This is a genomic window from Legionella quateirensis (assembly GCF_001467955.1).
Taxonomy (GTDB): domain Bacteria; phylum Pseudomonadota; class Gammaproteobacteria; order Legionellales; family Legionellaceae; genus Legionella; species Legionella quateirensis.
In genome coordinates, this window is record NZ_LNYR01000012.1 from 37,679 (window position 1) to 63,050 (window position 25,372).

Here is a 25,372-nt window from a genome sequence, read left to right on the forward strand (position 1 = left end):
AGATGTATTTAGAACATTTTAGATTGACTAAAGCGCCGTTTACTCTCACGCCAAATACGGAGTTTTTTTGTGAGCTCCCCACACATCAAGAGGCGTTGAATGTTCTCTTGCTAAGTTTGTCGCAAGGTGAAGGGTTCATAAAGATTGTAGGTGAAGTAGGAACAGGAAAAACACTTATCTGCAGAATTTTATTAAATAGTTTAAAGGATGAGTATGTTACTGCATATATTCCAAATCCTGATCAGACGGCAGATGGACTACGTTTTTCGGTTGCTAGTGAGCTGGGTGTGCAACCTGATGAGCACTGGACGCAATATCAATTGCTTGAAGCAATTAATACTCGATTGCTGGATCTGCATCGCGCTGGAAAAAAAACGGTTCTAATTATTGATGAAGCACAAGCATTACCTGATTCATGTCTGGAGGCTATCAGGCTTCTTACTAACCTGGAGACAGAAGAAAGTAAATTACTGCAGGTAGTACTTTTTGGACAACCTGAACTTGATACCAAATTAGACCAGCCTTCTTTAAGACAATTAAAACAAAGATTCACTTTTTCATATGATTTACAACCATTGGCCCGCAATGATCTTGAAAAGTACTTAAGTCATCGTTTGGCTAAAGCTGGGTACACCTACGGCTGTATGTTTACTGAAGCTGCAAAATGGAGATTATACAGGGCAAGCGGAGGGTTGCCGCGTATTCTGAATATTCTATGCCATAAATCACTATTAGTGGCCTATGGACAAGGAAAATTACAAGTTAATGGTCGTGCGGTAAGTCGTGCTATTGCGGATACAGAAAGCTCCGAACTCTTTGGTTTAAGGCCTTACCTAAAATCATTATTAGGTTTAGGGGTGATGAGTATATTAATTTTTATTATTATGTATTGGAATCACGGATTATCTTCATGAGTTTGCTTAATAATCTTCTAAAAGATCTTTCCAAACAAAAACCATTGAAAAACCCTATCCCATTGCTTCACGCAGTTCCAGGCAATGGCATAACTCAGTTTATGTGGCGATTGATAGCAGGTGGTATAATTTTCATTATTGTGTGTATCGCTTTAATTTTAATGAATAAGGTGAGTGACTCTCTATCAAAATTACAGGTGCCTCTCCAGGATGAGTCCGCGATTATAGTAGCAGATTCAGTTCTGAGAGCAGCTCCTTTGGAGCCACTTAAACCGATTAGTTATATTCCTGCACTTCCTCCTGTACAAGCTCTCGAATCAAAGTTACCACCAGCTCCTCAATTGACTTCTGAAGAGAATGAGATACCAGATTGGGTAGATACTCAGGAAGATCTTGAGCTTAAAGCTGCAGTTACTTCAGAAAGTACCACCATAAATAAGGTTTATGCCCCTCAAACTCTGAGTGAGTGGCATGATGCACAAATGAATAAAGCGCTTCAATCAATAGAGGAGGGGCGTGACGATCGTGCAATTGAATATTTACAGGAAATTCTGGACAAAATCCCTAATGCGGTGAATGCCAGTGAAAATTTGGCTTCACTCTATTTAACTTATGGTGATTTTGATTTGGCAACAGCAGTGGTTGATGAAGGTTTAAAACATACACCATCGGATATACCTCTTATATCCATTAAAGCAAGACTAATTCTTGAACGGGGCAAAGCAGCTGAAGCAGTTAAATATTTATCTAATTATCATCCACCCATAGAAACCTATCCTGATTTTTATGGCACCCTCGCTGCTGCTCTGCAAGGTGAAGGCAAGATAGTAGAGTCCGGTGGACTATTTAAGTCATTAATTCAGATTGACCCTACTAATGGTCAGTATTGGTTAGGCTATGCCATTTCTCTTGAATATGCTCATGATTTAAATCAAGCAAAGGAAGCGTATTTACGTGCTAGTCAAAGTCCGGATAGCGAAACGCTAGTTCGTGCATATGCTGAAAATCGGTTGAAAAAAATACAAGGATAGTTATGAAGCGCATACGACTTGGTGAGATTTTGCTTAATGCAGGCTTAATTAACCAGGAGACTCTTGATCAGGCTATGGAGCTGCAAAAAAAAACCGGTGATAAGTTTGGTAGAATCCTGATAAACATGGGCGTTGTTTCGGAACATGATGTTCTTGAGCTTTTTGCCAAACAATTAGGTATCCCCTATATCGATTTGGATAAATACGAGCTCTCTCCTAAATATACACAATTGTTACCTGAAACATATGCACGACGTTGTCGTGCATTGGTTCTTAATGAGAAAAATGGTGAATTATTAGTTGGGATGGCTGACCCTCAAGATATTACTGCTTTTGATGCGATTTCAAAGGTATTAAAAAAGCCGTTGAAGTTAGCCGTTATCAGTGAGATGTCGTTATTAAATGCAATAGATAGAATTTATCGACGGACACAGGAAATATCAACATTTGCCCATGAGCTTTCTGGTGAGATGATTGAGGAGTTGGGCGGAAAAGAAGATGACTTGTTTGACGAGCTACAAGAAAGTGATGAGCAGGCACCTGTAGTAAAACTCTTAAACTCTCTGTTTCATGATGCAGTTCAAGCCAGAGCATCAGATATTCATATTGAACCTGATGAAAAATCGTTACGTATCCGTTTTCGTATTGATGGCCAGCTTCATGAGAATATATTAGATGAAAAGCGTATTGTCAGTGCTTTGATTCAGCGATTAAAACTGCGTGCCCATCTGGATATTTCTGAAAAACGGATTCCTCAGGATGGTCGATTTAATTTTAAAATCAAGGGTAATTCATTTGATGTACGCTTATCCACTCTGCCAACCGCGAATGGTGAAGCAGTAGTAATGCGTTTACTCAATCAATCCAGTGAAGTGACGGATTTAAGTCAACTTGGAATTGATCCTGCAACAGTAAAACGTATCGAAGAAATATATTCCAAGCCCTATGGGATGCTCTTGGTAACTGGCCCTACAGGAAGTGGTAAAACAACAACCTTATACAGTATTCTCGCCCGGCTTAATGTACCCGAGCGTAAAATTATAACGGTTGAGGATCCTATAGAATATCGCATCAGCCGAATTAATCAGGTACAGGTTAACCCCAAAATTGATCTGACTTTTGCGCGAGTTCTACGTGCCATGCTGCGTCAGGATCCGGATATTATTATGGTGGGTGAAATCCGTGATTCAGAAACAGCTCAAATCGCAATGCGCGCAGCTGTTACGGGTCATTTGGTACTTGCTACCTTACATACTAACGATGCTATGACCTCAGCAATACGATTAATCGATATGGGTGTTGAAGGTTATATGGTCGCCTCTGCAGTGAAGGCGATTATTGGTCAAAGGTTAGTTCGTACTCTTTGCAAATCCTGTATGTATACAGAAAAACCGGATGAACATGAGCTCATTTGGCTACAATCAATGAATGTTGATCCTCAACTTTTATTTAAAAATGGTGCTGGATGTTCGCATTGTAACTACAGTGGTTATTATGGAAGAGTAGGAATTTATGAGCTATTGGAGCTTAATACGGATATGCTGAATGCTTTACGCCAGAATGATTCAGCAGCCTTTGTCAAAGCAGCATTAGCGTGTAACACTTATCATCCTTTATCCGAATCAATCCTTGAGCTGGTAAAGAACGGTACGACGTCGGTTGCTGAGGCTATTCGGGTGGTTGGGCAATTAGATGAAGAATTTTTAAGAAGAAAAACAGATACTTCTGCTGAAATAGTTGAATAAAATCAGATAAGACTTTAGTGGATGATCTAAATCCTTAGGTACCGTGCTTACACGATGATTTAATAGTTCACAGGAACAAGACCTGAGCGTTCCTCACTTTTTATACGTTTCCCAGTGAAAGAGAGCTGAGGGAACCCCTCATAACAGTATAAAGGTTCGTCTTTGCGAACGAAGTGAAGTAATCCAAAACACATGTTTAATAAGGCTCTGTTGTGGATTGCTTCGCGTTGCTCGCAAAGACGGGTATTTATAGGACTATTCGGTATTAAATAAATACATTTTTGAAGTTATAAATTATGAAGGGCGTCTCAGGAAAGAGGGGATTCATCCTAAAATTAGCACATTGCTACATTTGAGCCAGTTTCCAATTTACCATAAACGTTTGAAAGAATGAATTTAACTTAATACTGCATTCACGCAGAAAGTTGACTCGTGTATGATGTTTCTAATTTTGTTAGAAATGGAGAATTCTTGATGAATGATAACAAGAATAAAAGAGTAATTACTGCAAATAGAGGCACGGAAAAACAAACCAAAAGTTGGTTGACTGAGGCTGCTTTAAGGATGTTATGTAATAATCTGGATCCAGATGTAGCTGAAGACCCGGATTCATTAATTGTATATGGTGGGCTCGGAAAAGCCGCCAGAAACTGGAATTGTTTTGATAAAATCGTCCAGGTATTAAAAGCATTGGATGATGATCAGACTTTATTAATTCAATCAGGAAAACCCGTTGGTGTTTTCACGACCCATGAAGACGCACCACGAGTTCTTATAGCCAACTCTAATTTAGTTCCCCGTTGGGCAAATTGGGAATATTTTAATGAGTTGGATAAAAAAGGCCTGATGATGTATGGTCAAATGACCGCTGGAAGCTGGATATATATTGGTTCACAAGGAATTGTTCAAGGTACCTACGAAACCTTCATTGCTGCTGCTAAAAAACATTATAACGGAGATTTATCAGGTCGTTGGATTTTAACTGGTGGATTAGGGGGGATGGGCGGAGCACAAACATTAGCTGGCACTATGGCTGGTGCAAGTGTTCTTGCCGTTGAATGTGATTTAAGTCGAATAGAAAAACGAATTAAAACGAAATATCTTGATAAATATACTGCTAATCTTGATGAGGCCTTGGCATGGATTAATGAGTCATGTCAAAAGAAGCAACCTATATCCGTAGCAGTGCTGGGTAATGCCGCAGAAATCTATCCTCAATTGATTGAACGTGGCGCTCATCCATCTCTGGTCACAGACCAAACCAGTGCTCATGATCCGTTGAATGGATACCTACCTGCCGGTTGGACGTTGGAACAGGCCAGTGCTATGAGAAAAACAGATCCTGCCCAAGTTGTCGACGCCGCTAAAAAATCAATGGCTATTCAAGTGCATGCCATGCTTCAATTTCAAAACAGAGGAATACCTGTATTTGATTATGGAAATAACATTCGACAAATGGCATTGGAAGCTGGAGAAGAACAGGCCTTTTCATTTGAGGGATTTGTTCCTGCTTATATCAGACCCTTATTTTGTGAAGGAATTGGCCCCTTCAGATGGGTTGCCTTATCAGGGGATCCTGAAGATATTTATGCAACAGATCGGATGGTAAAGAAACTGATTCCACATGATAAACATTTGCATCATTGGCTGGATATGGCCAGAGAGAAAATCGCTTTTCAGGGGCTTCCTGCCAGAATTTGCTGGGTTGGTTTAAAAGACCGGGCTCGATTAGCCTTAGCATTTAATGAAATGGTTAAAAATAAAGAAGTTAAAGCGCCCATAGTTATTGGACGGGATCATTTAGACTCTGGTTCTGTTGCCAGCCCTAATAGAGAAACTGAAGGGATGTTGGATGGTAGCGACGCAGTCTCCGATTGGCCTTTACTTAATGCATTGCTAAATTGTGCCAGTGGAGCTACCTGGGTCAGCATACACCATGGAGGAGGTGTTGGTATGGGATTCTCACAACATGCTGGTGTAGTTATTGTCGCGGATGGCTCAGCAAAAGCAGCACAACGATTGGCCAGAGTTTTACATAATGATCCGGCAACGGGTGTGATGAGACATGCTGATGCGGGATATGAGCTTGCAAAACGATGTGCAAAAGAAAATTCATTATGGTTACCTATGGAATCTCAAGAGGAGCAAGTAAATGTCTGAAGGCTTTATTCTTCAACCAGGGCAACTGACCCTGCAGTCTATTAAATACACCATTTCTAATGGCTTGCTTTGTTCTTTATCCGATACAGCTTTGGGCTTAATCGATGCGTCGCACCAGACGGTGAAAAAAGTTATTGAGGATAAAAAGACAGTCTATGGTATTAATACTGGATTTGGTTCTTTAGCGAACCAGACTATATCAAATGAACATTTGAAACAGTTGCAACGAAATATTGTTCTGTCTCATGCCTGTGGAACAGGTGAGTTACTTTCTGATGATGTAGTTGCATTAATATTACTGCTTAAAATTAATAATTTGGCTCAAGGGTTTTCAGGAGTTCGAATTGAAGTGGTTGAAGCCTTGGTGCAACTCTACAACCATAAAGTATATCCATGTATCCCTGCAAAGGGTTCCGTTGGTGCTTCAGGGGATTTAGTTCCTTTGGCTCATATGTCTTTAGCTTTGCTTGGTGAAGGGCAGGTACGATATAAAGGTAAAAAAATTAGTGCTGTTGAGGGTTTGAAAATTGCTGGATTATCACCTATAGAGTTGGAAGCAAAAGAAGGGTTAGCTCTTCTTAATGGCTTGCAGGTTTCAACCGCGCTGGCATTGATGGCTTTATTTACCACTGAAACCCTGTTTGAAACTGCGGTTATTGCAGGTGCCTTGTCCGTAGATGCCGCGAGTGGAAGTGATGTCCCTTTTGATGCCAGAATACATGAGGCACGTGGTCATCAATCGCAAACTCATGTGGCATCAATGTATCGCAGTTTATTGTCTGGTAGTGAAATAAGAGAGTCGCATCGACTCTGTAATCGAGTACAGGATCCTTATTCATTACGGTGCCAACCGCAAATTATGGGAGCTGTACTTCATCAATTGCAGTTTGCTGGGGCTACCCTGCAGGTTGAAGCGAATGCTGTTTCTGATAATCCTCTGGTTTTTGCCCAGGATGGAGATATATTATCAGGTGGAAATTTTCATGGTGAAATTATTGCGATGGCTGCTGATAATCTTGCTTTGGCCATTGCCGAAATGGGTGCAAATGCTGAACGACGGATTGCATTGTTAATCGATAAGAATTTTAGCGGTTTACCGGCATTTCTAGTTAAAGAAAGTGGGCTGAATTCAGGTTTTATGATAGCTCATGTTACAGCAGCATCTTGCGCCAGTGATAATAAAGCACTTGCTCATCCCCATTCAGTTGATAGTATTCCAACATCTGCGAATCAGGAAGATCATGTTTCTATGGCTACCAGTGCGGCTCGTCGTCTATATGAAATGAACGATAACACTGCTACGATCCTTGCTATTGAATTACTCGCGGCCTGTCAGGGACTGGAGTTTCATAAACCGTTAAAAACCTCTCCTCAGCTGTATGAGATATATCGAAAAATAAGGGAAGATATTGCTCCTTATGATAGAGACAGATATTTTGCTCCTGATATTGCCAAAATAAAACACAGGATTCTTGCTGAAGATTTTACTTTAGCTCATTTGAATGTTGAAACCATAGGATAGGACACACGATTATGGATTTAAATTCTCAATTCAAAGCTCTGGATCATGAGCATCAATTAAATCCCTATCCTTCACTGGGCGAAAGAAAAAAAATCTTGATGAATATCAAAAAGGCTTTGCAAACAGAAGCGTACTCTATAGCTGAAGCAATCAACAAGGATTTCACACATCGTTCGGTCGAAGAAACCTTATTTCTTGAAATTTTCCCTACAATCAACGCTATTAATTATTGTTTAAAAAAAATGAAGCGATGGGTAAGAAAACGACATAGAGAGGTATCCTGGTTATTTTTTCCAGCAACAGCTTATGTAGTGCCACAGCCTTTAGGCGTCATAGGCAATCTCGTACCCTGGAATTATCCCGTTTATCTATCAGTAGTCCCAGCCGTTTATGCTTTGGCTGCCGGTAATCGGGTAATGATTAAAATGTCTGAATTATCTGCTCATACTGGTTTAGTTCTCCAATCGATACTTCACTCAACAGGCTTGGATAAGTACATCCAGGTTGTTAATGGTGATGTAGAGACTTCGAAAAAATTCTCATCTTTACCTTTTGCGCATTTAATGTTTACTGGATCGACCGCGGTTGGAAAAATGATCATGAAAACCGCAAGTGAACATCTTACACCGATCACTCTGGAGCTGGGAGGTAAATCTCCAGCCCTATTGTCTTCCACCATGAATAAAAATTATTTTAATCGCTTGTTTATGGGGAAACTGTTCAATGCGGCACAGACCTGTATTGCTCCTGATTATCTGTTAGTTCCGGAAGGATGGGAAGAAGTTGTTGAGGAAGAATTCAATAAATTCATTGAGAAGCATTATCCTGATTTGATGAACAATGATAATTATTCCAATATTATAAATGACAATCATAAGCTGCGTTTATTAGAGTTGATAGAAGATGCTCGTTCAAAAGGGTCGCGTGTGGTTGAATTTGGTGAGCAAAATGAACATTCAAATAGACTTCCGGTCTATTTGTTATTTGATGTCACTGCCGAAATGAGGGTCATGCAAGAAGAAATTTTTGGACCTATTCTACCTGTCGTTAGTTATAACACTTTTATGGATGCAGTAGCTTATATCAACTCATTACCCAATCCTTTAGCTCTATATTATTTTGGAGAGGACAATGTTGAGAAGAAGTTGATTCAAACCAGAACTTTATCCGGTGCTATAACGATTAACGATACACTAATGCATATCGCAATAGACGATTTGCCTTTTGGCGGTGTTGGTCCAAGTGGAATGGGGCAATATCATGGTCAAGAGGGCTTTGATACGTTTTCTAAATTAAAACCTGTGTTGGTAAAAGGAGCATTTTCTTCGGGATCAATGCTTTATCCTCCATATGGAAAGTTGATGCGCTTGTTTTTGGCCTATATTGCTGGAATCAAAATAAGAGGGACTAAATGAATAAAGTAATTTTCATTACTGGTGGCAGCAGAGGAATAGGCAGAGCAATTGCTTTAAAATGTGCTGCTGAAAAAGCATGTGTTGTTATTGCCGCTAAAACTACGGAACCGCATCCCAAACTGGAAGGGACTATATATACTGTTGCAAAGGAAATTGAAGATTTGGGCGGACAAGCCCTGCCTTTAATGGTTGATGTACGCGATGAGCTGCAGATCCAAAATGCAATGAATAAAACCATAGAAACTTTTGGCAGACTTGATGTGTTAATTAATAATGCAAGTGCGATCAGTTTAACCGATACACTGAATACTGCAATGAAACGTTATGACTTAATGCAGGAAGTCAATACCAGAGCAACATTTGCTTGTTCTCGGGCAGCTATTCCTCATTTGTTGAAAAGCCCCAATCCTCATATTGTGACTTTATCGCCACCGTTGAATATGGATAGAAAATGGTTTGCATCACATTTGGCATATACCTTAAGTAAATACGGTATGAGCATGTGTACTCTCGGATTATCGGAAGAGTTTAAAGAGGCGGGTATTGCTGTTAATTCTTTATGGCCAAGAACAACTATTGCTACAGATGCCATACGTGTTCACTTCCCAAAGGAACTGTATATGGCAAGCCGAAAACCACAGATTATCGCGGATGCGGTACATTGGATTATCAATCAACCCTCAAGATCAATAACAGGAAATTTATTTATTGATGAAGATGTTTTAAAACGTGCTGGTGTAACTGATTTTTCTTGTTATGCTATGCAGTCTGATTTGGAACTATATACAGATTTATTCTTATGATTGTTGAAATATATACAGATGGTGCCTGTAAAGGAAATCCTGGACCTGGTGGATGGGGTGTTTTACTCCGGTACCAGGGCGTTGAACGAACTCTCCATGGTGGTGAGGCACATACCACAAATAATAGAATGGAGTTAATGGCTGCGATTAAGGGCCTGGAATCATTAAAGCGTCCCTGTGAAGTGGATTTATATACAGACTCTAAATACGTCCAGCAAGGAATGAAGGAGTGGCTCGCATCCTGGAAAAAAAATGGCTGGCGCAATTCAAAAAAAGAACCGGTAAAAAATGCCGATCTCTGGATGTCATTAGATCAACTCGCCTCAACTCATAAAGTAACGTGGCATTGGGTTAAGGGGCATTCTGGTCATTTGGAAAATGATTTGGTTGATGCTTTAGCGAATCAAGGAATAACTGAATTAACCTGACAGGGCGGATTGATGAGGCAAATAATATTAGATACAGAAACAACCGGTATAGGTCCTGAACAAGGCCATAGAGTTATTGAGATCGGTTGTATTGAATTGATTGATCGAAAATTAACCGGGAACCATTTTCACGTTTATCTGAATCCTGAACGTGATGTGGAAGAGGGTGCTTTTCGTGTGCATGGAATCAGTACTGAATTTTTACAGGATAAGCCCTTATTTAAAGATGTGGTTTCGGATTTTCTTCAATTTGTAGGTGGTGCTGAATTAGTGATACACAATGCACCATTTGATGTTGGATTCCTCAATTCAGAATTGAAACATGTTCACTGGAAGAAAAAACTAGAAGAATACTGCGATATTTTTGATACTCTGGTCTTGGCGAGAGAAAAGCATCCAGGTCAACGCAATAGTCTTGATGCGTTATGCAAGCGTTATAATATTGATAACTCCAACAGGCAGCTGCATGGAGCTTTGCTAGACGCGGAAATTTTGGCATTTGTTTATCTGGCCATGACTGGTGGTCAGGGTAGTTTATTTTCAGAGACAGAGACGGTCACCTCTAACCTGGCCATTAATGTTAATGAATCAAGTTCTTTAAAATTGGCACATGCCGTTATTGTGAGACCTAGTGATGAAGAACTTGCCGCTCACCATGATTTTGTTAATTTCTTGGCTAAGAAATCGGGTGTTAATCATTGGAGTGAAGAAACGTAACGGTGAATTGCGTTAAACATGCCAAAGTTTTGATGCTTTATGTTTGTATGGTTATCAAAATAGCTTAATTGAAGCAAAGAATCCAACCTGCTCTATATGATCAATGCAGGCTGGAATTCTTTTGAATGTGCATTTAACTTTTTGGAACCAAATATTTTTCAGCAAAATCTTTACCAATACACTCTCCAAGAGATCTGCCCCAGGTTGCAGCGCTTTCGCTATTAATTTTATCAGGCATACTGCCATAAAGTTCATTTTGACATTTATTGGTGCTTTCTGGTATTAACGTAACGCATTGTTCATAGGTCATTTTAATTTCATCAAATCTTTTTTTCAAATCAGCATCCTGTATAAAACCTTTGCAGATAAGATCAGGCAATAAAGGAGTCATTGAGCTTAGCCAACTGTCTTTAGGCATCTCAGTAGGGCTGGAAGTATCTTCCGCATTGGACACAAAGGGTATAAATGCACTACTTAATGCTATGGTTGTTGCGAGAAGCAATTTCCTTGTCATGATGAATTATCCTTTTTTAGGGTCTCAAATATATATTAGGACAAATTATTCTGATTTGCCTGTTTAAACAGCATTATGATTTGATTTAATTAGATTTTGTTGCAGATTTATCGTTTTTAAAACTCAGCTTAAACGATTGAAGTTTGATTTGTCCAAAAATTAAACTAAAATAGAAGTTGATGGAAATGAAATAGGAATAATCATGGAAAAGTCCAACTTTCGTTTAATGTTCATAGTACGTTTTTTGTTTATTTCATTTGTTGCATTAATGTATCACTCGGCATATTCAGCGGGTAATACTTTTATTTTTAATCCCAATACACTGACCTGGAAAGCCATTAATGCAAACGGCAAGGTGGTTCGTACAGGAAGGGGATCTGGAGGTAAAAGTTATTGCTCTGATATTCGTCGGGGTTGTAAAACTCCGTCAGGTGTTTACCGAATAATCAGCAAAGGCGGACCTGGTTGTAAATCCAGTCGATATCCGGTTGGCGGTGGTGGTGCACCGATGCCCTATTGTATGTTTTTTAGTAAATACTATGCGGTACATGGTTCATATGATGTACCTAACTACAACGCAAGCCATGGATGCGTCAGGGTAAAACCGAGCGATGCTTATTGGTTAAGCCATAATTTTATGCAAATAGGGACGAAAGTAATTATTAAACCCTATTAATGATTTTTAATGGCAGTCCTTCCGTAGTATAACTAAAAGCCACAATCCAGAGTTCTGGTGAGTGGCTTTTATATTTACATATCGTCTTCATCATCCAAACTGAATGAAGATCCACAGCCGCAGGTTGTTTTTGCATTGGGATTGCGAATGACGAATTGCTCACCTTGAATTCCCTGAATATAATCGATTTCTGCATCATGCAGGTATTGATGACTCATTGAATCAATCAATAGTTTTACTGAGGATTTACCATCAGAACATTGCTGCTCTACAATCGTGTCATCATCGTTGATTTGTTCATCAAAGCTGAATCCGTATTGAAATCCCGAACAGCCTCCGCCAGAGATGGAAACACGTAAATTAAGGTTGAAATTATCTTCTTCTCTGATTAATTCTGCTACTTTATCTGCGGCACTCACAGAAAAATGGATGTCACTTGTCGCAGGGGCTATATCAACTTCAGCCATCGTATACTCCGGTTAGATAATAAGTACAACTATACTAATTATATTATAACAATTATCTGATGATTTGTTCTATTGTTGCTCCACCCAGACATTGGTTTTTATCATAAAAAACCACATATTGGCCAGGTGTAATTGCTCTTTGTGGACTAGAAAACATGATGTAATGTTGATTTCCATCCTGTGGTGAAATCATACACGCCTGTTCTGCCTGTCGGTATCTGGTTTTGGCATAGCAAGTGATTGGTAATTTATCCTGACACTCAGCTAACCAGTGAATTGGGCCACAAATAAGTCCTTGTGCGTAAAGCATAGGATGTTGACTGCCTTGAGCAATGTACAATGTGTTGGTTTTTACCTCTTTTTCGACCACATACCAAGGTTCATCAGAGGAGTTTTGCATACCACCAATTCCAAGTCCCTGACGTTGACCTAAAGTATAAAACATGAGTCCATCATGTTTTCCCAGGATAGTCCCGTCCATATTTCTTATATCACCAGGTTTAGACAAGATAAATTCTTTTAAAAAAGATTTAAATCGTTTTTCCCCTATAAAACAGATACCTGTAGAATCTTTTTTAGCATGGGTTACCAAACCTAATGCTTTGGCAAATTCTCGAATTTGCGATTTATTATAATCGCCAATAGGGAATAGCGTTTTTGCAAGTGCTGCGGGTTCTACAGCATGCAGAAAATAAGTCTGATCTTTGTCTCGATCTTTTGCTTTATAAAGAAAACCTATAGATCCTTCAATTTTATTCTTTGCATAATGTCCAGTAGCAATGTAATCCGCTCCAAGTTCTAATGCATGATTTAAAAAGGCATTAAATTTGATTTCTTTATTGCACAAGACATCGGGATTTGGAGTTCTACCTTTTTCGTATTCATTTAAGAAATGAGCGAATACTCTATCCCAATATTGTTGTGAAAAATTAACGCTATGAAGAGGAATACGTAATTGATTGCATACTGCCTGAGCATCTGCCAGATCTTGCGCTGCAGGGCAGAATGCATCTGTATCATCCTCTTCCCAGTTTTTCATGAACAGACCTTCAACCTGATAGCCTTGTTCCTTTAATAACCAGGCTGCAACTGATGAATCAACTCCCCCGGACATACCCACAATGACTTTAGCGTTCATACACCATAATACCGTTAAAAATACAAAAATAATTCTTGAAAAGGGTCATTATCTCACAAAAACAGTAAAAGAAGGAGTGAAAGATTTTTTGAAGTGCCGTGTACAGCGCATCAGGTGTACTGAACAAGAAATTGTATAGAGTGTTTTCATTTCTTTGTATTGAACTGTTGATAATGGTAAAATTCCAGGATGTGTTGCAAATGTCGATTACTAACTCCCGTGACGTTGGGAATAAATTAATGAATTGCCAATACACCCAGATTACAGAGGTCAAATTTTGCCTTAAAAAGCTCAGTTGGTTGATATATTTTACATATTGTTGGATAATAATTACTTTGGATGTTTGATTCATGCTTCATTTACAAGATATGGCCAAACAAGGCCAACAAACTCAGAAACTGACTGTAACTGAACGATTACCCAGTTTTATCAATGGCCCGTGTCAGTTAACGGTTACCTACAGTATTGAAGCTAAAGATGATTATTATTTAATTCATATGCAAACAGCAGGAGAGTTAGTTATCGTTTGTCAACGATGCCTCTGTGAGTTCTCCAGTCAGTATGCCAATCAAACGACTATTGCTGTATGTAGAAGTGAAGAGAGAGCTGAACAGATTCTTGAGCTTTATGAATGTATTGTTTCATCAAACTGGCAGGTGGATTTAGTCGAATTGGTTATCGATGAATTGCATCTGTATGCACCTCAGTTTCATGCTGAAATTGAGGATTGTGGAAGTGAAATAAATGAAATTTTAACTGGGAAAATTGAAACATATTGATATTTTGTGCAATTAATACTTGGATTGAAGTTAAAATATCGGTAATATTCCCGCTTTATGAATGCAAATTGTTTAGGAGTAATACAATGGCAGTACAACAAAATAAAAAATCACGCTCACGTCGTGATATGCGCCGTTCTCATGACGGTTTAACCAAGCCAACATTATCTGTTGATTCTACTACTGGTGAAACACATCTTCGTCATCATATGACTCCAGATGGTTATTATCGTGGTAGAAAAGTTATAGATACTGACTCTTCCTCAGCTTACGAAGAACAAGAGTAATATTCTTGAACAATATCACCATTGCAGTTGATGCGATGGGTGGGGATCATGGCTTAAGTGTAGTGATTCCTGCCTGTGTTCGCGCAGCTAAAAAAAATCCAGACCTGAAAATAATCCTTGTCGGTGTGCAAGATAAGGTGAGTGCTTCATTAAAGAAGCATGGTGTGTTGTCTTCAAATCAATTTACAGTTGTTCATGCATCAGAAGTTGTAACCATGGATGAATTGCCATCTCATGCGTTACGTAATAAAAAAGATTCTTCTATGCGAGTCGCTATAAATCTGGTCAAGGAAGGAAGAGCACAAGCCTGTGTTAGCGCTGGTAATACGGGTGCTTTAATGGCAACGGCTCGATTTGTGTTAAAAACACTGCCCGGAATTGACAGGCCAGCCATCATTTCTGAATTACCTACAATAAAAGGTAAAACCTGGGTCATAGATCTGGGAGCCAATGTTGATTCATGTGCTGAGCACCTTTTTCAGTTTGCGGTAATGGGTTCTGCTTTAATTCAGGCTATTGAAAAAAAATCAAAGCCTAAAATTGCGCTTCTCAATATTGGTGTTGAAGAAATTAAAGGGAACGATCAGGTCAAACGTACCGCTCATATGCTGGCAGAATGTTCCGTGATGAATTATATAGGCTATGTAGAAGGTGACCATTTTTATACCGGTGATGTTGATTTGGTTGTTTGCGATGGGTTTGTTGGTAATGTAGCGCTAAAAGCCAGCGAAGGTTTGGCAAAATTATTGCTGACTTTGCTTAAAGAATCATTTAACAGGAACTGGTTTGCAAAACTGGCTGGTTTAATTGCTTTACCTGCTTTGAAACATCTGAAAAATCGATTGGATCCTTCTCGTTATAATGGCGCGAGTATGCTTGGTTTGAATGGTATTGTAATTAAAAGCCATGGCGGTGCCAATGAGTTGGGTTTTGAATATGCTATTGAGCAGGCTGTTCTTGAAGCACAAAATAATGTTGTTGATTTAGTACGTGATCAAATAAACGATTTTATAAATCAGGGATTGTTGTTATGAAGAATGCTGTAATTAGTGGCACGGGAAGTTATTCTCCTGAAAGACAACTCACTAATGTTGAACTTGAAAAAATACTCGATACCGATGATGAATGGATAGTATCCAGAACCGGAATTAGTAGTCGCAGTATTGCAGAACCTCATGAAACTACGTCCTTTATGGCTTCACGAGCAGCAGAGCAGGCTCTGGCTTCTTCTGGTCTTGACGCTGAGGAAATTGATTTAATCCTGGTTGCTACCTGCACCCCGGATCATTTTTTTCCAAGTGTTGCATGTCACGTACAACATGCATTAAAAATTAAAAAACCAATTCCAGCCTTTGATGTTGGTGCTGCATGCAGTGGTTTTGTTTATGCTATGGATATAGCGAAACAGTATATAGCGACTGGGGCTGCTCGTCACATTATGGTGATTGGAGCTGAAAGCATGTCCAGAGCTGTTGATTGGACCGACAGGTCTACCTGTGTACTGTTTGGAGATGGAGCTGGCGCAGTAGTATTAAGCGCAAGTGAGCGCCAAGGTATTTTGGGCAGCGTCTTACATTCAGCATATGATTCGGAACAACTTTTGACATTACCAAATGCAACATTTGAAGAACAACGCGCAACGATTGGTATGCGTGGTAATGAAGTATTCAAAATTGCTGTTAATATTATGGGTGATGTTGTTGATGAAGTATTAGCACTCAGTAAACTCAATAAATCTGATATTAATTGGTTAATTCCACATCAGGCAAATATACGTATAATTCAGGCTATCGCTAAAAAATTATCTCTTCCCATGTCACAAGTTATCGTTACTATTGGTAATCAGGGCAATACATCCGCCGCTTCCATACCATTAGCGTTGGATCATTCAATTAGAAACAATCAGGTTAAACGTGATGAATTGTTATTAATCGAATCATTTGGCGGTGGAATGACTTGGGGCGCAATGGTTATTCGTTACTAATTAATTAATAGGGCTAATTCAATTATGGTTAACACAGCATTTGTATTTCCTGGACAAGGATCTCAATCTGTAGGGATGCTATCTGATTTTTCTCTTCAATATCCTATTGTTACCGATCTGTTTGCAGAAGCATCCGAGGCTGTGGGGTATGATCTCTGGGATTTGATTCAGAATGGGCCTGTTGAGAAATTAAATCAGACTGAGCATACGCAGGTTGCTATGTTAACTGCTGATGTCGCAGTATATCGTTTATTAATACAACAAGGATTTCCGCATCCTTTAATAATGGCCGGTCATAGTTTAGGTGAGTATGCGGCTTTGGTTTGTGCTGACTCATTATCATTATCGGATGCAGCGCAATTAGTTGCTCGTAGAGGCCAGGTCATGCAAAATGCCATACCTTTAGGTATGGGAGCAATGGCAGCAATCGTTGGTTTAACTGACGAACAGGTCATTAATTTGTGTGCAGAAGCAAGTACCGATAAGTTTAAGGTTACCCCGGCAAATTTTAATGCTATTGGCCAGGTAGTAGTTGCTGGTCATACTTCGGCCGTAGAACAGATGATTGACTTGGCCAATGAAGCAGGTGCTCGTTTGGCAAAAGTAATTCCTGTCAGCGTACCCTGTCATTGTCCACTTTTGGCCGAGGCTGCGAACCTTTTTGCAGAGAGCCTTGAACATACTGAATTTAAAAATCCGTCTATTGATGTGGTAAGCAATGTGGATTTAAGCGTGTATTATTCTGCTCAACACATAAGAAAACAGTTGAAAGAGCAATTGTATAGCCCAGTTCGTTGGGTAGAAACGATTCAGATGTTTAAAAATCGTGGTATTGAGTTAATCGTAGAGTGTGGTCCAGGAAAAGTTCTAAATGGACTTATCAAAAGAATAGACAGAAGTATAAATGCTGTTAGTGTTTATGACACAATTAGCCTGGATCAGATTGTAGAACAATTACATACTCCAGCTTAAGAGGAAGCTTAATGATAACTTTAGAAGGTAAAATTGCTTTAGTGACAGGAGCCAGTCGTGGCATTGGTCAGGCAATTGCTGTTAAACTGGCGAAACAGGGTGCATTTGTTTTTGGAACCGCGACTACTGAACAGGGAGCAGCTTCAATTAATGCGCTTTTTGAAAAAGATAAACTATCTGGTAAAGGTATCGTTCTTGATGTTACTAATGCCGAGCAAATCGAGCAGTTAATGTCTACTTTGACTGAGACTAATCAATGTCCTTCTATACTGGTAAATAATGCAGGTATTACTGCGGATAATTTACTGTTGCGAATGGACGATGATGAATGGTACAAGGTAATCGAAACCAATCTAAACTCAATTTATAGAATGTCCAAGGCCTGTATAAAACCTATGTTTAGAGCTCGCTGGGGACGAATAATTTCTGTGGGTTCAGTAGTCGGTGCAAGTGGTAACTCTGGACAGGTCAATTATACTGCAGCAAAAGCGGGTGTAGTTGGTTTTTCCAAGTCATTAGCCCAGGAAATTGGCAGTAGAGGTATTACTGTTAACGTTGTTGCACCTGGATTTATTGATACAGATATGACAACCTCCTTACCCGATATGGTAAAAGAAGAGATGTTAAAAAGAATTCCAATGCGTAAACTAGGGCAAGCGGAAGATGTGGCTGATGCTGTTGTTTTTTTAGCGTCAGACAGTGCTAAATATATTACAGGTGAAACAATTCATGTCAATGGCGGCATGTATATGAATTAAATGCTCTTGCGTTATCTGTATAATTGAATAAACTAACCGTCAGTATTTTAAATTATTTCTATCAACCGAAAGAGGAAAATCAAGTTATGAGTACAGTTGAAGACCGTGTCCGTAAAATTGTTGTTGAACAATTAGGCGTTAAGGAAGAAGAGTTAAAAAATGATGCGTCATTTGTTGACGATCTGGGTGCTGATTCTCTGGATACTGTGGAGTTGGTAATGGCTCTTGAAGAAGAGTTTGAGACTGAAATTCCTGATGAGAAAGCAGAAAAAATTACTACGATTCAGGAAGCTATTGATTATATTGAATCTAATTTAAATAAAGAAGAAGCCTAATTTTTTCGAGGAGCTTTGATTGAATAAACGGCGTGTGGTTGTTACTGGCATGGGGATGCTTACCCCTGTCGGACTTAATGTACAAGAAACTTGGCAAAATATATTGGCAGGAGTTAGTGGTGTAGGTCTGGTTGAAGATTTTGATACCAGCGAATACAGCACTAAAATTTGGGCCAAGGTCAAGAATTTTAATGTTGAGAACTATGTGCCTGTCAAAGATGCTCGTAAAATGGATGTATTTACGCAATATGGAATTGCTGCTGCTGAAGAGGCCATGCTTGATTCTGGTTTGAAGATTGATGAAGCCTTATCACGTCGTACGGGTGTTGCTGTGGGCGCTGGTATTGGTGGAATTCAAACGATTACCAACAATCAGGATAAACTGGTTTCTGGTGGTCCGCGTAAAGTTTCACCATTTTTTATTCCAGCAGGCATAATCAATATGGTTGCTGGACAGATTTCTATTAAGCATAATTTAAAAGGCCCTAATATTTCTGTAGTGACTGCATGTACTACAGGAACTCATAATATTGGACTTGCCGGTCGGATTATTGCTTATGGTGACGCAGATGTCATGATTTGCGGTGGCGCAGAAATGACCACTACACCACTTTGTCTTGCTGGATTTTCAGCAGTACGATCTTTATCCAAACGTAATGATGAACCAGAAAAAGCATCAAGACCCTGGGATAAAGACCGAGATGGTTTTGTTATGGGAGAAGGTGCTGGTATTCTTGTTTTGGAAGAATATGAGCATGCTAAGGCCCGTGGCGCTAAAATTTATGCTGAATTAGTAGGGTTTGGCATGTCGGGTGACGCGTATCACATCACGGCACCAGATGAAGATGCTGATGGTGCTGCACGTGCCATGGAGGCGGCCATTCATGATGCGGGTATTAATCCACAACAAGTTGATTATATCAATGCTCATGGTACTTCGACGTATCTTAATGATATGAATGAAACCAAAGCCATCAAACGTATTTTTCAGCAACATGCTTATGACCTGGCAGTGAGTTCTACCAAATCAATGACCGGACATTTATTAGGTGCTGCTGGAGCAGTAGAAGCCATCATCAGTGTTTTGGCAATTAAAGATCAAATTGCCCCCCCAACTATAAACCTGGATAACCCTGATGAAGGTTGTGATTTGAATTATGTAGCGCATACACCACAAAAGAGAACCATTAATTATGTTTTAAGTAATTCACTTGGTTTTGGTGGTACGAACGGCAGTCTGCTATTTAAGCGAATCTAAATGGAATCCCCAAGACATAAAAAACTGGTAGTTTGTATTGTTGCTGTGTTTTTTATGTCTTTTTTTCTTGTCGGCTGGAATATATACAGATTAGTACAATGTCCTGTTATTCCCAAGACTGACGCCGCGCAAATAATCAGTATTGATCGCTCTGCATCAGCCTATCAGGTCGTTCAATTATTAAAAGAAAAAAAGCTGATTCATTCAACAAGACTTTTGCTATTGATCATTCGTTGTAAAGGACTCTCTCATCAAATTAAAGCGGGCGTATATCAAATAAATCCGGGTGAGACAGTAATGGAGTTGCTGCAGAGAATTGTTGCTGGTGATGTAATAACTCAAAAATTTACAATTATTGAAGGAACAACTCAGCAAAAAGTGGCTCAGGATTTAATGAAAGCACACTATTTAAATTATCATCCTGATGATTGGTTATCAATTAAAGGTAATTATCCTAATGCTGAAGGATTACTACTGGCAGATACTTATCAATATCAAGGTGGCAGTAGCAGTAAAACTCTATTAGAGCAGGCACATCGTAATCTGATGTCTTATTTGAATGATTCCTGGTCTCATAGAGCAGCTGATTTACCCTATAGAAGTGCTTATGAACTGCTTATTGCAGCCTCAATAATTGAAAAAGAAACAGCCATTCCCCAGGAAAGAACACTTATATCGGGTGTAATGGTCAATCGATTAAAGAAATCAATGCCTTTACAAATGGATCCTACTGTAATTTATGCATTAGGTAATGATTATAAAGGTAAATTATCCCATAATGATCTATTAATTAAATCGCCATATAACACCTATATATACCGAGGTTTACCTCCAACACCAATAGCGATGGTAGGCAAAGAATCCATAGATGCAGCAGCTCATCCTCAATTATCCAAATATTTGTATTTTGTTGCCAAAGGAGATGGTTCTCATCAATTTTCAGAAACTTATGAGCAACAACGTCAAGCGATTAATCAATATCAAAGAAAGGACTATTAATGGCATTGTTAGCGGGAAAATTAATAGTAATTGAGGGATTGGAAGGAGCAGGCAAATCGACGGCAGTGAATACTGTAATTGATGAGCTATCAAAACGTGATATCAGTTCTATAACGACGCGTGAACCGGGTGGAACAGCTGTAGGTGAGATATTAAGAGACCTCATTAAAAATCCTGAATACAGTGATGTCCTGGATGACAAAACAGAATTACTTTTGCTTTATGCTGCACGTATTCAATTGATTGAACAAGTGATTAAACCCGCTTTGCGGCAAGGAAAATGGGTTATTGCTGATCGATTTGAATTATCTACTATAGCCTATCAAGGTGGGGGTAGAGGGTTGGATCTTCAAATGATAAATAGTTTATCCTCTTTCTGTCTCAATGGATTTAAACCTGATCTTACCTTGTATCTGGATATATCTCCCGAGATTGGAATGCAAAGAGCAAAACAGCGCGGTGCATTTGATCGAATTGAACAACAAGCTCTTGAGTTTTTTCATCGTGTGCATGATGCGTATATAAAGTACATTCATGTGAATCCTGATGTTGTTACAATTGATGCAAGTCGTTCTCTGACTGATGTACGTTGTGCAATTCAGGAAGCAATAATTCGATTTCTCGAGCATGATGATGAATAATCATCAGGAACAATGGCAAAAAATTCAAGCCGCATTTGTTAACCATCGCATTCCACAGTCCATGTTATTGGTTGGACCTTTACATTGTGAACTTGGGTTGTTTGTCAGAAAGACCATGAATTTATTATTGTGTAAATCAGGCCAGAATGAACCTTGCATGAGTTGCGGTGATTGTCAGATGGTTGAACGAATGGAACATCCAGATGTTGAATGGATTAAGCCTGAAAAGAATGGCGGAGCTATTAAAGTTGATCAAATTAGAGATCTACAAAGTTCAGCTTATCTAACGCCTCAACGATCCAATTACCGATTAATTGTTATCGAGTCAGCTGATCGCATGAATACAGCTTCAGCAAATGCATTATTGAAAATATTGGAAGAACCTGCACAACATACTGTTTTTATTTTAATAGCACAACAGTTAACTACTGTACTCCCAACTGTATTGAGTCGATGTCATATCATCACATTTTCTCCTGTAGATGATTCAACATCAAATAATTTATTGACGCTTGGAGAACACTACTCACATGAATCCGAGAGGGCTGTACTTTTTAATCAAGCCGAAGTCATTTTAGATGGACTCATTGCCTTGATTGAACGCAGGCAGCATCCTTGTGTTTTAGCGGCTCAATGGACTCAATATGAATTGGGTAGTTTTTTATGGTTTTTATATTTAGTGTATGCACAAATAGAACACATGCATGTCATGAAAACTGCTGCGACAGGTCCAGCAACCCTTCAGCTTAATAAGTTATTGACATTACTGCCTCAGATTTCAATATTTGACCAAATTGATAAAATAAATACATTATTGAGAAAAATAAGCCATAATATGAATGTAAATCATACATTGGTTTTAGAAGATTTGTTATTTTCTTTAATACCAGGTACCTAATCTGGACGAGTATTAAAGAGGAGGGTTTATGGCGGATAAAACTCAACTGATAAACTGTTCGTTTACCAGTGAAGCCTCTCTGTATCTGGCTTATATGCCCTTTGTTAAAGGAGGGGGGATCTTTATACGAACAAATCACATTTATCCCCTGGGTGAACTAGTTGAATTATCAGTAAAATTAATTAATGAACAGGATGCTTATTCTGTGAATGGAAAGGTAGTATGGATTACTCCAAGGGGAGCACAGGGTAACAAGCCATCAGGAATAGGCGTGCAGTTTCAGGGTGAAAACAGTAGATATCTGTGTAATAAAATCGAAACTTATTTGGCAGGAATGTTAAAATCAACGCAAATGACGGATACTATCTGATTTGATTTCTACAGAGGATTCACATGTTAGTCGATTCACATTGTCATTTAAATTTCATTGATTTAGCTGATTTTAATAATGATCTGTCTGAGGTAATAAATCGCGCAAAAGAAAATGGAGTTCAGCATTTCCTAACGGTCTGCGTTGAATTAAGTGATTACCCACAATTGGAAGCTATAGCCGCAGCACACTCTAATATTAATATCTCGGTAGGTGTACATCCTAATAGTGAGATGGCCGATCCGGTAACTGCATCCTTACTTTGTGATTTAGCAGCTAACCCGGCATGTATCGCTATTGGTGAAACAGGGCTTGATTATTATCGGACGCTCACAGATGAAGCGCAGGAAATGCAGCGGGAGCGGTTTAGAGAGCATATCAGAGCCGCATTAATTACCTCAAAGCCACTGATAATTCATACACGCCAGGCAGCTGAAGATACTCTCTTATTAATGGCTGAAGAAAATGCCCATCAAATTGGTGGAGTAATGCATTGTTTTGCCGAAGATCTTGATATTGCCAGAAGAGCTATCGACCTTAATTTTTATATTTCATTTTCAGGTATTGTTACTTTTAAAAATGCTGTTGCCCTTCAGGAAGTTGCAAAACAAATTCCATTGGACCGAATATTGATTGAAACAGATTCACCTTACCTGGCTCCTGTTCCTTACCGAGGAAAGCAAAATCATCCGGCACTGGTGAAATATGTTGCAGAAGCGATTGCTCAATTAAGAGGAATGGATTATGAAACGATTGCCAGAATTACCACGGATAACTTCTATAAATGTTTTAAATTAAGTGAAACACACTAGGGTGAGTTGTCAACAGCCCCTAACAAAAGAACACCGAACTTACAAAACTCAGAGTTATCAATCCATTAAAAGTATGGATGAAGGTATAGTTATGTACTGTTATCTACTCAGAATCCAATACATGATACCGAAGTTAGTGTTCATCTTTAAATGAACACTAAAACTTAATGTTTGACCAATATTTGTACTTTGTGATATATTGCATGTCATTTGGTTTTGTTGTGAGAAAATGATGCAAGAATGGTTAAGGCTATTTTATCAAAAAATTGAGGGAACAACTTTAACTATAAATGGCACGATTTATAAACTCACTGACTGTAAGCGCATTGGCGGTGGCTCAGAAAAGCATGTGTATCAGCTTAAAGATGACGCCTTATGTTTTTTTATACCCCATAAATATCGAAGTGAAGAACATTGGAACCAGAAAATTCAATTTGAAAAGCTTATACTTGATGAGATAAGCCAATTAGGTTTGAAAACCCAACAATTCGAGTTGGTTTCGATCGAAATAAGAGTTCCTGGAGAACAGCCGCGAGCCATTAATGGTCTGTTGACCAAGGACTTTAAAAGTCTGTGTAATGACGAATCTATAGTCATACATGATTCCAAGGGCAGTCAAAGAGTGACTGGTACTCCTCCTGATTTTCACAGCATGAGAGGACGTTTTAAGGATAAAGAATTCGTTCAACACATGTTTAAAAAAATCATCAAGGAATATGCGGTTGCTTACACATTCTCGTTACCAATCAATATATTACAAACAAATGATGACAGTCAGCATATCATTTTTGAACTGCCTCAAAACTCTAATGAACCCCCTGTAGTGAGATACATGTTTTGGGATGTAGTCTCAGATGTTGCTACCTTTCCCTTTATATTCAGGGCTCCTACTCTAAATGAATTAAAAGAGGGACCTGGTAAGCATCGTTGGGGAAAAAAAGGTATTGCCGCGCTATATCATCTTGCCAATACAGTAGCTTGCACTATTTTAGAAATGTACAACCATGAAATTGACGATTCATTTAGCTTTGTTGGTGAATTGCAGTCTGATATTCTTTTAGCTATTGATGATGATGTATTTTTAAATGATGCTTTAGAACATGCTCAATCCTTGGCAGTGCCTTTTTTTAATAAACTATTTGTTGAATTTAAAAAGGAAGAAGTAATACTCGATACAGGAATGTTTCACTCGTTAATGTTGATGGCAATTTCATCAAGTAATCTGGATATTATTGAACAATGCTATCAATTACGTCCTCAAAATTCGCTTTTACCTGAAGAGCACATTGATAGTATGCTCGATGTTTCTATTAAATACGGGAATCAAGCCGTTGTTGAGTTTCTCAATAGCAAATTAGGCGCAGAAAAAAATACCTACGAAAAAGCAAAACAATTAGCGATTGAGGAGCAAGAGAAGAAAGTAAAAAGGGAACAATTAAAAGAAACCTTTTTGAAACAATATAATAAACAATTGGTTTCAGACAAAAGTTTATATTGTGGTATCTATTCATTTTTTGTCAAAAGTTATGTTACAAATGACATGGATTTATCTGAAATCGTAAAACACGCTCAAGGCTTATCTAAAGAAGGAACGGGAATGCGTAGTAAATTGGTGATGAAGCAACTGGGATGGCTGGATGTGAATAATAACGTTACTGGTGAGTTAAGTTCTGTTATTGCAAAAATCTAGTACAGAAAACTGAAATTCATCTGCAAGGAAGCTTTGTAAAATTCATTGCTCTAATAGGC

27 protein-coding genes are annotated in these 25,372 nt (G+C 38.8%); 24 read left to right on the forward strand and 3 right to left on the reverse strand.

The window, feature by feature from the left end:
- Positions 1 to 2: 2 nt before the first annotated feature.
- The 9 genes from Lqua_RS04820 to dnaQ all read left to right on the forward strand — a co-directional run bounded on the left by Lqua_RS04820 (position 3) and on the right by dnaQ (position 10,735).
- The gene (locus Lqua_RS04820) at positions 3 to 914 is read left to right on the forward strand and encodes an ExeA family protein (protein WP_058473155.1); all 912 of its coding nucleotides are present in this window, start codon (positions 3 to 5) and stop codon (positions 912 to 914) included.
- Entirely contained in the window at positions 911 to 1,945 is a 1,035-nt protein-coding gene (locus Lqua_RS04825; protein WP_058473156.1) for a tetratricopeptide repeat protein, read from the forward strand. The genes Lqua_RS04820 and Lqua_RS04825 overlap by 4 nt, the downstream gene beginning before the upstream one ends.
- Before the next feature lie 2 nt (positions 1,946 to 1,947).
- Entirely contained in the window at positions 1,948 to 3,690 is a 1,743-nt protein-coding gene (locus Lqua_RS04830; RefSeq protein WP_058473157.1) for a GspE/PulE family protein, read from the forward strand.
- A 474-nt stretch (positions 3,691 to 4,164) separates the two neighbouring features.
- A complete protein-coding gene (gene hutU, locus Lqua_RS04835) occupies positions 4,165 to 5,850 on the forward strand; it encodes a urocanate hydratase (protein WP_058473158.1) in 1,686 nt (561 codons plus the stop codon).
- Positions 5,843 to 7,372, forward strand: coding sequence for a histidine ammonia-lyase (gene hutH, locus Lqua_RS04840; RefSeq protein ID WP_058473159.1), 1,530 nt, complete (start codon positions 5,843 to 5,845; stop codon positions 7,370 to 7,372). The genes hutU and hutH overlap by 8 nt, the downstream gene beginning before the upstream one ends.
- An 11-nt stretch (positions 7,373 to 7,383) precedes the next feature.
- A complete protein-coding gene (locus Lqua_RS04845; protein WP_058473160.1) occupies positions 7,384 to 8,787 on the forward strand; it encodes a coniferyl aldehyde dehydrogenase in 1,404 nt (467 codons plus the stop codon).
- Positions 8,784 to 9,590, forward strand: a complete 807-nt coding sequence (locus tag Lqua_RS04850) for an SDR family oxidoreductase (RefSeq protein ID WP_058473161.1) — start codon at positions 8,784 to 8,786, stop codon at positions 9,588 to 9,590. Before Lqua_RS04845 ends, Lqua_RS04850 begins: the two co-directional genes overlap by 4 nt.
- Complete coding sequence (rnhA, locus tag Lqua_RS04855) at positions 9,587 to 10,018, forward strand: ribonuclease HI (protein WP_058473162.1); 432 nt, start codon at positions 9,587 to 9,589, stop codon at positions 10,016 to 10,018. The genes Lqua_RS04850 and rnhA overlap by 4 nt, the downstream gene beginning before the upstream one ends.
- Before the next feature lie 12 nt (positions 10,019 to 10,030).
- A complete protein-coding gene (dnaQ, locus tag Lqua_RS04860; protein WP_058473163.1) occupies positions 10,031 to 10,735 on the forward strand; it encodes a DNA polymerase III subunit epsilon in 705 nt (234 codons plus the stop codon).
- Between the two features lie 133 nt (positions 10,736 to 10,868).
- Here dnaQ and Lqua_RS04865 read toward each other — a convergent pair whose 3' ends face one another.
- Positions 10,869 to 11,249: a hypothetical protein gene (locus Lqua_RS04865; RefSeq protein ID WP_058473164.1), complete on the reverse strand. Its 381-nt coding sequence runs from the start codon at positions 11,247 to 11,249 to the stop codon at positions 10,869 to 10,871.
- Positions 11,250 to 11,451: 202 nt separating this feature from the next.
- On the opposite strand from Lqua_RS04865, the gene Lqua_RS04870 reads away from it, so the two are divergent.
- On the forward strand, positions 11,452 to 11,925 hold the full coding sequence (locus Lqua_RS04870) for a L,D-transpeptidase (RefSeq protein ID WP_058473165.1): 474 nt from the start codon (positions 11,452 to 11,454) through the stop codon (positions 11,923 to 11,925).
- Between the two features lie 74 nt (positions 11,926 to 11,999).
- On the opposite strand, the gene erpA is transcribed toward Lqua_RS04870, so the two are convergent.
- Positions 12,000 to 12,392, reverse strand: a complete 393-nt coding sequence (gene erpA, locus Lqua_RS04875; protein ID WP_058473166.1) for an iron-sulfur cluster insertion protein ErpA — start codon at positions 12,390 to 12,392, stop codon at positions 12,000 to 12,002.
- Between the two features lie 52 nt (positions 12,393 to 12,444).
- Positions 12,445 to 13,530 (reverse strand): tRNA 2-thiouridine(34) synthase MnmA, encoded by a 1,086-nt coding sequence (gene mnmA, locus Lqua_RS04880; RefSeq protein WP_058473167.1) that lies wholly within the window; start codon positions 13,528 to 13,530, stop codon positions 12,445 to 12,447.
- Positions 13,531 to 13,880: 350 nt separating this feature from the next.
- Between mnmA and Lqua_RS04885 the strand changes: the two genes are divergently transcribed.
- From Lqua_RS04885 to Lqua_RS04950, 14 genes are all read left to right on the forward strand, one after another.
- Positions 13,881 to 14,309 carry a YceD family protein gene (locus Lqua_RS04885; RefSeq protein WP_058473168.1) on the forward strand — a complete coding sequence of 143 codons (429 nt, stop codon included), beginning with the start codon at positions 13,881 to 13,883 and terminating at the stop codon, positions 14,307 to 14,309.
- Between the two features lie 86 nt (positions 14,310 to 14,395).
- Positions 14,396 to 14,596, forward strand: a complete 201-nt coding sequence (gene rpmF / locus Lqua_RS04890; protein WP_058473169.1) for a 50S ribosomal protein L32 — start codon at positions 14,396 to 14,398, stop codon at positions 14,594 to 14,596.
- Between the two features lie 5 nt (positions 14,597 to 14,601).
- The gene (gene plsX, locus Lqua_RS04895; protein ID WP_058473170.1) at positions 14,602 to 15,630 is read left to right on the forward strand and encodes a phosphate acyltransferase PlsX; all 1,029 of its coding nucleotides are present in this window, start codon (positions 14,602 to 14,604) and stop codon (positions 15,628 to 15,630) included.
- Positions 15,627 to 16,580, forward strand: coding sequence for a beta-ketoacyl-ACP synthase III (locus Lqua_RS04900; RefSeq protein ID WP_058473171.1), 954 nt, complete (start codon positions 15,627 to 15,629; stop codon positions 16,578 to 16,580). Before plsX ends, Lqua_RS04900 begins: the two co-directional genes overlap by 4 nt.
- Before the next feature lie 24 nt (positions 16,581 to 16,604).
- Positions 16,605 to 17,552 carry an ACP S-malonyltransferase gene (gene fabD, locus Lqua_RS04905; protein WP_058473172.1) on the forward strand — a complete coding sequence of 316 codons (948 nt, stop codon included), beginning with the start codon at positions 16,605 to 16,607 and terminating at the stop codon, positions 17,550 to 17,552.
- A gap of 11 nt (positions 17,553 to 17,563) precedes the next feature.
- The gene (gene fabG / locus Lqua_RS04910) at positions 17,564 to 18,310 is read left to right on the forward strand and encodes a 3-oxoacyl-ACP reductase FabG (RefSeq protein ID WP_058473173.1); all 747 of its coding nucleotides are present in this window, start codon (positions 17,564 to 17,566) and stop codon (positions 18,308 to 18,310) included.
- 44 nt (positions 18,311 to 18,354) lie between these two features.
- A complete protein-coding gene (gene acpP, locus Lqua_RS04915; protein ID WP_420798055.1) occupies positions 18,355 to 18,645 on the forward strand; it encodes an acyl carrier protein in 291 nt (96 codons plus the stop codon).
- 19 nt (positions 18,646 to 18,664) lie between these two features.
- Positions 18,665 to 19,903, forward strand: a complete 1,239-nt coding sequence (gene fabF / locus Lqua_RS04920; RefSeq protein WP_058473174.1) for a beta-ketoacyl-ACP synthase II — start codon at positions 18,665 to 18,667, stop codon at positions 19,901 to 19,903.
- A complete protein-coding gene (gene mltG / locus Lqua_RS04925; protein WP_058473175.1) occupies positions 19,904 to 20,902 on the forward strand; it encodes an endolytic transglycosylase MltG in 999 nt (332 codons plus the stop codon).
- A complete protein-coding gene (tmk, locus tag Lqua_RS04930; protein WP_058473176.1) occupies positions 20,902 to 21,543 on the forward strand; it encodes a dTMP kinase in 642 nt (213 codons plus the stop codon). Before mltG ends, tmk begins: the two co-directional genes overlap by 1 nt.
- The gene (locus tag Lqua_RS04935; protein ID WP_083501260.1) at positions 21,536 to 22,441 is read left to right on the forward strand and encodes a hypothetical protein; all 906 of its coding nucleotides are present in this window, start codon (positions 21,536 to 21,538) and stop codon (positions 22,439 to 22,441) included. The genes tmk and Lqua_RS04935 overlap by 8 nt, the downstream gene beginning before the upstream one ends.
- Positions 22,442 to 22,469: 28 nt before the next feature.
- Positions 22,470 to 22,811, forward strand: a complete 342-nt coding sequence (locus tag Lqua_RS04940; RefSeq protein WP_058473178.1) for a PilZ domain-containing protein — start codon at positions 22,470 to 22,472, stop codon at positions 22,809 to 22,811.
- Between the two features lie 23 nt (positions 22,812 to 22,834).
- On the forward strand, positions 22,835 to 23,623 hold the full coding sequence (locus Lqua_RS04945) for a TatD family hydrolase (RefSeq protein WP_058473179.1): 789 nt from the start codon (positions 22,835 to 22,837) through the stop codon (positions 23,621 to 23,623).
- A gap of 229 nt (positions 23,624 to 23,852) precedes the next feature.
- A complete protein-coding gene (locus tag Lqua_RS04950) occupies positions 23,853 to 25,313 on the forward strand; it encodes a hypothetical protein (RefSeq protein ID WP_133141053.1) in 1,461 nt (486 codons plus the stop codon).
- The last annotated feature ends 59 nt before the right edge of the window (positions 25,314 to 25,372 follow it).